The 11802-nt window shown below is 67.0% G+C and carries 12 protein-coding genes and 1 tRNA gene; 11 read left to right on the forward strand and 2 right to left on the reverse strand.

Going from position 1 to position 11802, the window contains the following annotated elements:
- Window positions 1-81 precede the first annotated feature (81 nt).
- Window positions 82-2043 carry an OPT family oligopeptide transporter gene (locus EH199_RS00560; protein ID WP_124807341.1) on the forward strand — a complete coding sequence of 654 codons (1962 nt, stop codon included), beginning with the start codon at window positions 82-84 and terminating at the stop codon, window positions 2041-2043.
- A gap of 6 nt (window positions 2044-2049) precedes the next feature.
- Here the strand turns inward: EH199_RS00560 and EH199_RS00565 are convergent, their stop codons facing one another.
- Entirely contained in the window at window positions 2050-2478 is a 429-nt protein-coding gene (locus tag EH199_RS00565; protein WP_124807342.1) for a hypothetical protein, read from the reverse strand.
- Window positions 2479-2574: 96 nt separating this feature from the next.
- On the opposite strand from EH199_RS00565, the gene efp reads away from it, so the two are divergent.
- From efp to EH199_RS00580, 3 genes are all read left to right on the forward strand, one after another.
- Entirely contained in the window at window positions 2575-3138 is a 564-nt protein-coding gene (efp, locus tag EH199_RS00570; RefSeq protein WP_124807343.1) for an elongation factor P, read from the forward strand.
- Between the two features lie 6 nt (window positions 3139-3144).
- Entirely contained in the window at window positions 3145-3969 is an 825-nt protein-coding gene (locus tag EH199_RS00575) for an inositol monophosphatase family protein (protein ID WP_124807344.1), read from the forward strand.
- A 100-nt stretch (window positions 3970-4069) separates the two neighbouring features.
- Window positions 4070-4155, forward strand: a tRNA-Leu gene (locus EH199_RS00580).
- A 50-nt stretch (window positions 4156-4205) separates the two neighbouring features.
- Here the strand turns inward: EH199_RS00580 and EH199_RS00585 are convergent.
- Complete coding sequence (locus EH199_RS00585) at window positions 4206-4430, reverse strand: hypothetical protein (protein WP_124807345.1); 225 nt, start codon at window positions 4428-4430, stop codon at window positions 4206-4208.
- A 132-nt stretch (window positions 4431-4562) separates the two neighbouring features.
- Here EH199_RS00585 and EH199_RS00590 point away from each other — a divergent pair, with 132 nt between their 5' ends.
- The 7 genes from EH199_RS00590 (at window position 4563) to phaR (ending at window position 11763) form a co-directional block, all read left to right on the forward strand.
- On the forward strand, window positions 4563-5891 hold the full coding sequence (locus EH199_RS00590; protein ID WP_124807346.1) for an amidohydrolase: 1329 nt from the start codon (window positions 4563-4565) through the stop codon (window positions 5889-5891).
- A gap of 65 nt (window positions 5892-5956) precedes the next feature.
- Complete coding sequence (gene radA / locus EH199_RS00595; protein WP_124807347.1) at window positions 5957-7324, forward strand: DNA repair protein RadA; 1368 nt, start codon at window positions 5957-5959, stop codon at window positions 7322-7324.
- 12 nt (window positions 7325-7336) lie between these two features.
- Window positions 7337-7957, forward strand: a complete 621-nt coding sequence (locus EH199_RS00600; RefSeq protein ID WP_124807348.1) for a CvpA family protein — start codon at window positions 7337-7339, stop codon at window positions 7955-7957.
- Window positions 7958-7960: 3 nt separating this feature from the next.
- The gene (locus EH199_RS00605; RefSeq protein ID WP_370449638.1) at window positions 7961-8389 is read left to right on the forward strand and encodes an iron-sulfur cluster assembly scaffold protein; all 429 of its coding nucleotides are present in this window, start codon (window positions 7961-7963) and stop codon (window positions 8387-8389) included.
- Between the two features lie 65 nt (window positions 8390-8454).
- Window positions 8455-10071: an MFS transporter gene (locus tag EH199_RS00610; RefSeq protein WP_124807349.1), complete on the forward strand. Its 1617-nt coding sequence runs from the start codon at window positions 8455-8457 to the stop codon at window positions 10069-10071.
- Window positions 10052-11125, forward strand: coding sequence for an alanine racemase (alr, locus tag EH199_RS00615; protein WP_370449639.1), 1074 nt, complete (start codon window positions 10052-10054; stop codon window positions 11123-11125). Before EH199_RS00610 ends, alr begins: the two co-directional genes overlap by 20 nt.
- Window positions 11126-11208: 83 nt before the next feature.
- A complete protein-coding gene (phaR, locus tag EH199_RS00620; RefSeq protein ID WP_124807650.1) occupies window positions 11209-11763 on the forward strand; it encodes a polyhydroxyalkanoate synthesis repressor PhaR in 555 nt (184 codons plus the stop codon).
- The last annotated feature ends 39 nt before the right edge of the window (window positions 11764-11802 follow it).

Below are 11802 nucleotides of genomic sequence, written 5' to 3' on the forward strand. Positions count from 1 at the left end.
GGGGCGATCCTTTCCGCTGGACCGGGTCAACTGCATTAACTTCGCCCGTCAACGGCGGAGTTCCCTGAACGGAGATCGAGCATGAGCGCAGGCGAATCGGGCACGGGGCCGGTCCGGGAACTGACCCTGCGCGGCGTGGTGCTGGGCGCGGTGCTGACGGTCGTGTTTACGGCGGCCAATGTCTATCTCGGCCTGCGCATCGGGCTGACGTTCGCCACCTCGATCCCGGCAGCGGTGATTTCCATGGCGGTGCTGCGGCTGCTTTCGGGCGCGACGATCCAGGAAAACAATATCGTCCAGACGATCGCCAGCTCCGCCGGCACGCTTTCGGCCATCGTGTTCGTGCTGCCGGGCCTGGTCATGATCGGGTGGTGGACGGGCTTTCCCTATTGGGAATCCGTCGCGGTGATCGCGGTCGGCGGCATCCTGGGCGTGATGTATTCAGTGCCGCTGCGCCGCGCGCTGGTGACCGGATCGGACCTGCCCTATCCCGAAGGCGTGGCCGCGGCGGAAGTGCTCAAGGTCGGCGCGGGTGTCGGTGGCGCGGAAGAAAACCGGCGCGGGCTGGCGGCGGTGATGCGCGGGGCGCTGCTGGCGGCGCTCTATCCGCTGCTCGCCAAGCTCAAGCTGGTGGCGGAGGAAGCCTCGACCCTGATCCGCGTTGGCGCGGGCGGCACCGCGTTCGGCGGCGGGCTGTCGATGGCGCTCGTCGGGGTCGGGCATCTCGTCGGGTTGGCAGTGGGCATCGCCATGCTGGTGGGCATTGTCATCAGCTTCGGCGTGCTGCTGCCGGTGTTGACCGCCGGCGGCCCCCCGGCGGGGACCGAACTCGCCGATTTCATCTCCACCGTGTTCCGCCAGCGCATCCGCTTCGTCGGCGCGGGGGCCATCGGCGTGGCGGCGATCTGGACGCTGCTGCGGGTGATCGGCCCGATCGTGCGCGGCGTGGCCGGGGCCGTCGCCGCCAGCCGGGCGCGCAAGCAGGCGGGCTACGCCTCGCTGGACCTTAGCGAGCGCGACCTGCCGATTGGCCTGGTGGGCGGCACGATCCTGCTGTCGATGGTGCCGATCGCGCTGTTGCTGGCCGATTTCGCGGCCGGCGGCCCGGTCGCTGAATCGCTCGGGATCGGGCTGGCGGCCGCCGTGCTCTATGTGCTGGTCGCCGGCATCTTCATCGCTTCGGTTTGCGGCTATATGGCCGGGCTGATCGGCGCGTCGAACAGCCCGATCTCGGGCGTGGGCATCCTCGCCGCCCTGGGCATCTCGCTGATCCTGCTGGCGCTCTACGGGCGCGGCGGGGATGCGGCGGCAACCAAGGCGCTGGTCGCCTTCGCGCTGTTCGTCACCGCGATCGTGTTCGGCGTGGCCACGATTTCCAACGACAACCTGCAGGATCTCAAGACCGGCCAGCTTGTCGGGGCGACGCCATGGCGTCAGCAAGTCGCGCTCGTGCTGGGCGTGCTGTTCGGCGCGCTGGTGATCCCGCCCATCCTTGATCTGCTCAACGGCACCTTCGGGTTCCTTGGCGCGCCGGGGGCGGGCGAAAACGCGCTGGCGGCGCCGCAGGCCGCGCTGATCTCCACCATCGCGCAAGGCGTGCTGGGCGGCAGCCTCGACTGGAACCTCGTGGGTCTGGGAGCGGCCATCGGCGTGGTGGCGCTGGCGGTCGATGGCGCGCTGCGCCGGTCGGGCCGTGGCGCCTTACCGCCGCTCGCGGTCGGCATGGGCATGTACCTGCCCACGCAGACCACCGGGATGGTCGTGATCGGCGCGATCCTGGGCCATCTCTACAACCGCTGGGCCGCGCGGCAGGCCGATCCGGAACTGGCCGAACGCATGGGCGTGCTGACCGCCACCGGCCTGATCGTTGGCGATGGCCTGTTCAACATTGCCTATGCCGCGATCGTGGCTGCCACCAACGACCCCGATTCGCTGGCGATCGTTCACGCAAACCCCGTGGCCATGCCGCTGGGCATTGCGGTGTTTGGCGGGCTGGTGGGCTATGCCTACTGGCGGATGCGGCGGGATGGCGCGGCGCGCTGATCCGGGTCAGATGTCGGAGTTGCCGCTGTCGGACCCGGACGAATCGTCGCCCGCGTCGACGCCCGTCGGCGTGCCGGCGTGGATGCAGCGTGGCCCGATGAACTCGCCTGCCGCATCGATCTGCCGGGCCATCGCGCGGTTGTTCAACTCATAGCGCCGGCCTTTCAGCGGGCCGCTCGTCATCGTCAGGATACGGCCGAACAGCGCGTAGGTGCCGCGCTTTCCGTCGGCCATCTGGTAGCTCGAATCCGGAATTGCGCGGAAGCTGTCGTCGGGCAGCGCGGTCGGCTGCATTTCGGCATCGCCCGGCAGTTCGCAGATCCAGCGCCCGCGCAGCAAGGTGTGGATCGGGCCGCCCGGAACGGCCTCAACCGGAGCCGTGACGACAAGCGCGCCGATCACGGCGAGCGAGGCAGGGAAAAGACGACGGTTCATGACGGATATCGCGCTAGCACGCGGCTGCCGCTTGAAGCAATCGGCCACAGCGGCTAAGGCGCGCGCTTCCCTACTCACGGTAAGGCTCTTTCCATCATGAAGATCAGCGGCGTGGACATCCGTCCGGGCAATATCCTGGAATACGAAAAGGGCATCTGGAAAGTTGCCAAGACCCAGCACACCCAGCCCGGCAAGGGCGGTGCCTTCATGCAGGTCGAGATGAAGAACCTCATCGACGGCCGCAAGACCAACGTCCGCTTCCGCAGCGCCGACACGGTCGAACGCGTCCGCCTCGATACCAAGGACTTCCAGTTCCTTTATGCCGAAGGCGATGACCTGGTGTTCATGGACGTGGAAACCTACGACCAGATCACGCTGCCCAGCGATCTTCTCGGCGATGCTGCCGCGTTCCTGCAGGACGGTATGACCGTGCTGCTCGAAATGTACGACGAACGCCCGATCTCGGTGCAGTTGCCCGAACAGGTCGAAGCCACGATCGTCGAGGCCGACGCCGTGGTGAAGGGCCAGACCGCCTCTTCGAGCTACAAGCCCGCGATCCTCGACAACGGGGTGCGCGTGATGGTGCCGCCGCACATCGAAAGCGGTACGCGCATCGTCGTGGACGTGTACGAACGTTCCTACGTCGGCAAGGCGGGCTGATCCGCGATGGCCGCAATTTCCGGACTGATCCGCGTGATGGAACGTGCCGCCCGCAAGGCCGGCACGCGCCTGCGCCGTGACTTTGGCGAAGTCGAACATCTCCAGGTCAGCCGCAAGGGGCCGGCCGACTTCGTGTCCAAGGCGGATCAGGCCGCCGAACGGACGATCTGGGACGAACTGCGTCAGGCGCGGCCGGACTGGGGCTTCCTGATGGAGGAAGGCGGCGAGATCGCGGGCGAGCCCGGCAAGCCGCGCTTCATCGTCGACCCGCTCGACGGCACCAGCAACTTCCTCCACGGCATCCCGCATTTCGCGATCTCGATCGCGGTGCAGGAACCGACGCTGGACGGCAGGGGCTGGGGCGAAGTGACCGCCGGCATCGTCTATCAGCCCGTGACCGACGAGAGCTTCTGGGCCGAAAAGACCCGGGGCGCGTGGTTGCAGGACCGCCGTCTGCGCGTTTCGGCGCGTCGTCAGCTGGATGAAGCGCTGATCGCCACCGGCATTCCCTTCTCGGGCCGGGGCGACATGGGCGAATGGACCCGCATCTATCACGAGCTTGGCCCGCGGGTGGCTGGCATCCGTCGCTTCGGCGCGGCTTCGCTGGATCTCGCGTGGGTGGCCGCCGGCCGCTTTGACGGGTTCTGGGAAAGCAGCCTGCAACCGTGGGACAGCGCGGCCGGATGCCTGCTGGTGCGCGAAGCCGGCGGTTTCGTTTCGGACTACAAGGGCCGTTCGCTGCCGATCTGCGACGAAACCGTCCTGGCCGGCAACGATGCGCTCCATTCCAAGCTGCACAAGCTGGTGGCTGGCGCGCTCAAGGCTCGCTGACCGGCGCGTCTAAAATTTGCACATTGGCTCTGGCTTGCCGGAGAACAGCGCCCTATAGGGCGCCTTCGTTCTCCGGCACGTCCGGGTTTTCGTCGAACGCGCGGGCGTGGCGGAATGGTAGACGCAGCGGATTCAAAATCCGCCGTTGGTGACAACATGCCGGTTCGAGTCCGGCCGCCCGTACCACACTAGTGAAAGCGAGGGAGCCTCAGCGCTCCCCCCTCAACACTCCCGACTCAACACTCCTCGCCGACAAGGCGCCGGCCGTTGCGCTTGACCGGCGGGGCGGTGCGCGCGGGCCGCTCGCCCAGGATGCGCAGCAGCGACAGGGCGATCCGTACTTCGGCGAAATCGTCGCCGCGCCCTTCGGATACCATCGTCGCCTCGGTTTCGAAGCCGCCATCGCGCAAGTGCTGCGCCGCGGCCCGACGCGCGGTGTCGATCGTTGCTGCGTCCGTCATGATCCGTCCTGTCCTGTTGCCGTGTCAATGCTGAGGTCGATGTGGGGTCTGCGCCCGCCATTGCCACAAAGCATTTCTTCGGGGCCGGGAAAGGACGTTTGCACCGGCCCCGCGCGGCGATAGAGTAGTGCGATGACGTTCCGCTCCCTGCTGGCGCTCGGCGCCGCCGCTCTTTGTATCCCCGCCGCCGTTCAGGCTGCCGCGCCCGATCTGCGCGCGGAAATCGCTGCCGATCTGCCGGGGCTGTTGCAGACCTACCGCGCCCTGCACGCGCATCCCGAACTCAGCTTCCAGGAAGTGAAGTCTGCCGCGCAACTGGCCGCCGCCGCGCGCAAGGCGGGGTTCGAGGTGACGGAGAAAGTGGGCCGGACCGGCGTCGTCGCGGTGCTGCGCAACGGCCCCGGCCCGACCGTGCTGGTCCGCGCCGACATGGACGGGCTGCCGGTGGTCGAACAGACCGGGCTGCCTTTCGCCTCGAAGGATCGCGGCACGTCCACCGCTGGCGTCGAAAGCGGGATCATGCACGCCTGCGGGCACGACACGCATATGACCGCGTGGATGGAAGTGGCCAAGCTGATGGCCGCGCACCGCGATGCGTGGTCGGGCACGCTGGTGATGGTCGGGCAACCGGCGGAGGAAGTCGGCCTCGGCGCGCGCGCGATGCTGGCGGACGGCCTGTTCACCCGCTTTCCCAAGCCCGATTTCGCGCTGGCGTTCCACGATACTGGCGATCTGCCTTCGGGCGTGATCGGGGTGACGCCGGGCTATGCCCTCGCGAATGTCGACAGCGTGGACATCACGGTGAAGGGGCTCGGCGGGCACGGCGCCTATCCGCAGACCACGAAAGACCCGATCGTGCTGGCCAGCGCCATCGTCATGCGCCTGCAGACGCTGATCAGCCGCGAGAACAGCCCGTTCGAGCCGGGCGTGGTCACCGTCGGCAGCTTCCATGCCGGCGCCAAGCACAACATCATCCCCGACGAGGCGAGGCTCCAGCTCACCGTGCGCAGCTACAGCGATGAACAGCGCAAGCTGCTGCTCGACGGCATTCGCCGCATTGCGGCGGGCGAGGCGATGGCGTCAGGCGTGCCGCAGGACCGGATGCCGGTGGTCTCGGTGCTCGATCCCTATACCCGCGCCACGTTCAATCCGCCCGCGTTCAGCCAGCGCGTGCTAGCCGACATGAAGCGGCAGTTCGGCGATACGGGCGCGGTGCAGACGCCGCCGGTGATGGCGGGCGAGGATTTCGGCGAGTTCTGGCGCGCCGATCCTGACCGCATGGGCGCGACGATCTTCTGGGTCGGCGGCCGCCCGGCCAGCGAACTGGATGCGGCAAAGCGCGATGGACGGGCGCTGCCATCTCTGCACAGCCCGTTCTGGGCGCCCGAGGCGGACAAGGTCATCGCCGCTGGCGCGGAAGCGCTGGCCAGCGAGGCGATGCGGCTGATGCCCAAGGGTTGACGGCGAGGAGCGTTGCGGCGATCACGCGGCTTGCGTTCCTGATACGTTCCCGTTAAGCGCAGGCCATGGCCAAACCCAAGCGCCGCTATGTCTGCCAGTCCTGCGGCAGTGTTTCTCCCCGCTGGCAGGGGCAGTGCGCCGATTGCGGCGAATGGAACACGCTGGTGGAGGAAGCGCCGGAAACGGTGTTTTCGGCGAGGCATGACCTGTCGAGCGGCGGTCGGCTGGTCTCGTTCGTCTCGCTCGATCAGCCGGTCAAGCTGCCGGAGCGGCGCAAGACCGGCCTTGCCGAATTCGACCGCGCGCTCGGTGGCGGGCTGGTACCGGGATCGGCGATCCTGATGGGCGGCGATCCGGGAATCGGCAAGTCCACGCTGCTGCTGCAGGCGGCCGCATGCATCGCGCTGGCGGGCGCGGAGGCGGTCTATATCAGCGGCGAGGAAGCGTCCGACCAGGTCCGCCTGCGCGCCGACCGGCTCGGCCTGGGCAATGCGCCGATCCGGCTCGCGTCCAATACCTCGGTGCGTGACATCCTGACGACGCTGGGCGGCATGAAGCCGCCGGCGCTGCTGGTGATCGATTCGATCCAGACGATGCATTCGGACCAGATCGAAGGCGCGCCAGGCACGGTCAGCCAGGTGCGCGGCTGTGCGTTCGAACTGATTCGCTATGCCAAGGAGAACGGCGTCGCGCTGGTGCTAGTGGGCCATGTCACCAAGGACGGTTCGATCGCCGGCCCGCGCGTGCTGGAACACATGGTCGACGTGGTGATGAGCTTCGAGGGCGAACGCAGCCACCAGTACCGCATCCTGCGAGCGCTGAAGAACCGCTTCGGCGCGGTGGACGAGATCGGTGTTTTCGCGATGGCGGGGGCAGGGCTGGAGGAGATCGGCAACCCCTCCATGCTGTTCCTGTCCGGCCGGGACGAACCGGTGCCGGGCAGTTCGGTGTTCCCCGCGCTGGAAGGGACGCGGCCGGTGCTGGTGGAGATCCAGGCGCTTACCGTGCGCCTCGCCAGCGGGGCCACGCCGCGCCGCGCGGTGGTGGGCTGGGATAGCGGACGGCTGGCGATGCTGCTGGCCGTGCTGGAAGCGCGCTGCGGGCTGAATTTCTCCGCAGCCGAAGTCTATCTCAACGTGGCGGGCGGCTATCGCCTGACCGATCCCGCCGCCGATCTCGCGGTGGCGGCTGCGCTGGTTTCGGCGCTGGCCGACCGGCCGCTGCCGGCGCAGGCCGCCTGGTTCGGGGAAATATCGCTGGCGGGCGAGGTCCGGCCCGTGGCGCACAGCTCCATCCGGCTCAAGGAAGCCGCGAAACTGGGCTTTTCCCGCGCCTATGGCCCTGATGGCAGCATCGAGAAGGTGGCCGGTCTCAGCTATGCGCCGTTGCGGTTGCTGCCAAATCTCGTTGACCGGATTGTGGGCGGCTCCTAATTTCACCGGGTAATGACCGGCTTCGACTATGTTGTATTCCTGATCGTCGCGGTCGGCGCGATCGGTGGATTCTTTCGCGGCTTCGTGGAGGAAATCCTCGCCGTGGCGGCGTGGTGCATCTCGCTGTTCGCGGTGCATTATCTGCACGAACCGCTCACGCAACTGCTGACGCCCTATCTGGAGAACGAGACCGGCGGCGGTGTGCTCGCCTTCGTGCTGCTGCTGATCGTGCCGTACGGGATCACCCGCTTCATCGCGCGCCGCATCGGAAGCGCCAGCCGCAATTCGGTGCTGGGGCCGATCGACCGGCTGCTCGGCTTCGGTTTCGGCGCGGTGAAGGGCTTCATCATCGTCGTTCTGGGCTTTTCGATTCTAGTCTTCGGCTATGACGTGGTGTGGGGCGTCAGCGGCCGGCCGATGTGGATTTCGCAGGCGCGCACCTATCCGTTCCTTAACGCGGCCAGCGAGGAACTGATGACGATGATCGCGGATCGCCGCGCGGCGGCGGAAGCGGACGCCAAGGCTGACGAGGCCGCCAAGGCAAAGAAGGACAAGGCGGCCGCGCACAAGAAAGCGGCCAAGAAGTCGGCTACACGCCATCGGGCCGACACGTCCGCCGATAAGGAAGACTGAACCGTGGCCAGTTCCGCGCGCGCTCTCTACACGCCGGCCATGCTGGCGGCGGCGGCGGGGCTGGCCAACTGGCCGTGGGACGAAGCCTTGCCCTTCCGGGGCGAGGCGCGCTCGCGCAGCTGCGGCAGCACGATCGGACTGGCGCTGCGGACGGATGCCGATGGCACGATCAACGGGCTGGGCCTGCGACCGCACGCCTGCGCGGTAGGGCAGGCGGCGGCCTCCGTTTTCGCCGAAGCCGCGATCGGCCGCGATGCCGCTGCCATCGCGGCCGCGCGCGATGCGCTGGCCGCATGGCTGGCGGGCGATGGCGCGATGCCGGATTGGCCGGGTATCGACCTTGTCGCCGTTGCCCGCGACTATCCGGCGCGCCATGGCGCGATCATGCTGGCCTGGGAAGCCGCGCTTTCCGCTCTTGAACAGGCGGCTTGAACGGCTCTTTCCCGATCCCGCCGCGTTCGCTAGAGCGGAGCTATAAACGGGGAAGAGGACGGACAATGGCAGCAGCGGGCGCTGAACCAAGCGCGGCGGACATTCGGCTGGTTATCGCCGCGTCGTCGGCCGGCACCGTGTTCGAATGGTACGATTTCTTCATTTACGGCACGCTGGGCGCCATCCTGTCCAAGGCGTTCTTCCCGACCGGCAATGCCACGCTGGAAATGCTGCTGTTCTGGCTAGTCTTCGCGGTCGGCTTCGGGTTCCGGCCGCTCGGAGCGATCCTGTTCGGCTTTCTGGGCGACCGGCTGGGCCGCAAGTACACGTTCCTCGTTACCGTCACGCTGATGGGCATCGCCACGGCGGGCGTCGGCCTGATCCCTTCCGCCGCGACGATCGGGATGGCCGCGCCCGTGCTGGTGATCCTGCTGCGCATCCTGCAGGGGCTGGCGCTGGGCGGCGAGTATGGAGGAGCGGCCGTCTACGTGGCGGAGCATTCCGAACCCGGCCGCCGCGGCTATTTCACCAGCTATATCCAGGCCAGCGTGGTGGGCGGATTCGTGCTCAGCCTGATCGTGGTGCTGACCTGCAAGAGCCTGATGAGTGAGGCGGTGTGGAAGGACTGGGGCTGGCGCGTGCCGTTCCTGGTCAGCCTGGCACTGCTGGTGGTATCGCTGTGGATGCGCATGAAACTGTCGGAAAGCCCGGTGTTTCAGGCGATGAAAGAACAAGGCGAGATCGCCGGCAACCCCTTTGTCGAAAGCCTGACCTATCCCGGCAACAGGAAGCGCCTGTTCATCGCGCTGTTCGGCATCGCGGCCGGGCTGACGGTGATCTGGTACACCGCGATGTTCACCGGCCTTTCGTTCCTGAAATCGGCGATGCGCGTGGATGATACCTTGGCCGAAATCGTGGTCGGCGTGGGCGCGGCGGTGGGTATGCTGTTCTACCTGTTGGCGGGCCACATCTCCGACAGGGTCGGCCGCAAGAAGCCGATCGTGATCGGCTATCTCGCCACGCTGCTGCTGCTGTTCCCGGCGTTCTGGCTGATGGGCGCCTCCGCCAATCCCGCGCTGGCTGAACAGGCACGCCGCGCCCCGGTCACGGTCGCTGGCCCGGATTGCAGCTTCAGCGCGTTTTCGACGGAACAGTCGACGCAGTGCGGAAAGCTGCTGGCCGATCTGGCGGGATCGGGCGTTCCCTATAGCCTAAAGACCGCGCCGGCGTTGACGCTGCGGGCGGGTGATCGCGTCCTGCAGCTCGATGCCTATCCCTGGACGGACAAGGCGGCGCGCGGCAAGGCCTTGCAGGCGATGCTGGCCGATGCCGGATATGATTTCACCAAGGTCCGCCCTGGCCCGGTGCAGATTGCGGGAATCATCGCTTCGTTGCTGCTGCTGATGGCTCTATCCGGCTTCACCTACGGCCCTGTCGCCGCGCTGCTGACGGAGATGTTCCCGCCCCGCATCCGCTACAGCTCGATGTCGATCCCCTATCACATCGGCACGGGGTATTTCGGCGGCTTCCTGCCGTTCATATCGAGCCTGATCGTGGCCAAGACGGGCGATCCCTATTCGGGTCTGTGGTACACCTGGGTCGTGGTGGCGGTGGCTTTCCTCGTGGCGATGTGGGGGCTAAAGGGCGGTCCTCCACAAGCCTATGGTGACGATGCCGTCTGATCCCACCCATTTCGCTGTTCCGCCCGCCGCGCTTCGCCTGAGGTTGGACCTGGACGCACTCGCCCACAACTGGCGGACGCTGGACGGTTGGTCGGGCAAGGCGGTCGCGGGCGCGGCGGTGAAGGCCGATGCCTATGGCATGGGGGCAACCGTAGTGGTGCCGGAACTGGCGCGCGCGGGGTGTCGCAACTGGTTCGTGGCGCACTGGAGCGAGGCGGCGGCACTGTTGCCGCATGTGCCGGCGGAGCAGATCGCCGTGCTGCATGGACCGCTGAACGATGCCGACGTGGCATTCGCGCTCGAAAGCGGCGTGCGGCCGGTGCTCAATTCGCTGGAGCAGGCCCGGCGCTGGTCCGCCGCTGGCGGCGGCGCGTGTCATGTCATGGTCGATACCGGCATCAACCGCCTGGGTCTGGCGATGGGCGATCTGGGCGATCCGGTGCTGCAGGCGCTGAGCATCGATTGCTGCATCAGCCACCTGGCGTCGGCGGACGAGGACGTGCCCCAGAACGCGCAGCAATTGAACCGTTTCGGACAAGTGCGGCGGCAGGTATCGGCGCGGCGCTACAGCCTGGCCAACAGCGCGGGAATCATGCTCGGCACCGCCTATCACGCGGACCTGACGCGGCCTGGGCTGGCGCTCTATGGCGGGATCGCGCGCGCGGAAATGGCGGGGGCAATCCGCCAGGTCGCCTATCCCGAAGCGGCAGTGCTGCAGGTCCGCCGGATCGAAGCGGGCGAGGGCGTGGGATACAACGCCACCTTCATCGCGCCGCGCCCGATGCGCGTGGGCGTGATCGCGCTGGGCTATGCCGATGGCTATCTGCGCTGCTGGTCGGGCAAGGGCGGCCTTTCATGGCGAGGAATCCCCATCCCGGTGCTGGGGCGAATCTCGATGGACCTCACCATCGTCGCGCTGGACGATGCGCCCGGTTGCGGCGAGGGCGACTGGCTGACGGTCGATTATGACCCCGTTTCGGCGGCCGCGATCAGCGGATTGTCTCAATATGAACTCTTTACCCTGCTCGGGCGTCGCTTTTTCCGCCAAACCTGAGGCAAGTGGGCTTGTGCCCCCGTGTTGCGCCGCACATACTGCATCTGCTAATGACGCCGATAAACCATGAAGGGCGCACCACGATGGCCAACCAGTCCAAAGACGGCGATACCGTAATCATCAAGAAGTACGCCAACCGGCGGCTCTACAATACGCGGACGTCGAGCTACATCACGCTGGACCATCTCGCCCAGATGGTGAAGGAAAACATCGACTTCCAGGTGATCGACGCCAAGACGGGCGCGGACCTGACGCATTCGATCCTGGCGCAGATCATCATGGAGGAGGAATCGGCGGGCGAACAGATGCTGCCCACCAACTTCCTGCGGCAGTTGATCTCCATGTACGGCAATTCGATGCAGGCGCTGCTGCCTGGCTATCTCGAAGCGTCGATGGACTATTTCCGCGAAAACCAGAACAAGCTGCGCAAGGCGATCGAGGACAGCATCGGTGCCAACCCGCTGGCGCAACTGGCCCAGCGCAACATGGAAATCTTCAAGGCCGCCGCCGCCGCGTTCGTGCCGGGCGCCCCCGCGCGCGAAGCGGAAAAGCCCTCCGTCGGCGAAGGTGACGAACTGGCCGAACTGCGCAAGCAGATGGCCGAAATGCAGAAGAAGCTGGACCAGATCACGAAATAGCGGCGAGCGCGGGGCCGGTGCGGGTGCCGGTGGCGTGAT

Origin of the sequence: Novosphingobium sp. LASN5T (assembly GCF_003856955.1) — a bacterium.
Taxonomy (GTDB): Bacteria; Pseudomonadota; Alphaproteobacteria; order Sphingomonadales; family Sphingomonadaceae; genus Novosphingobium.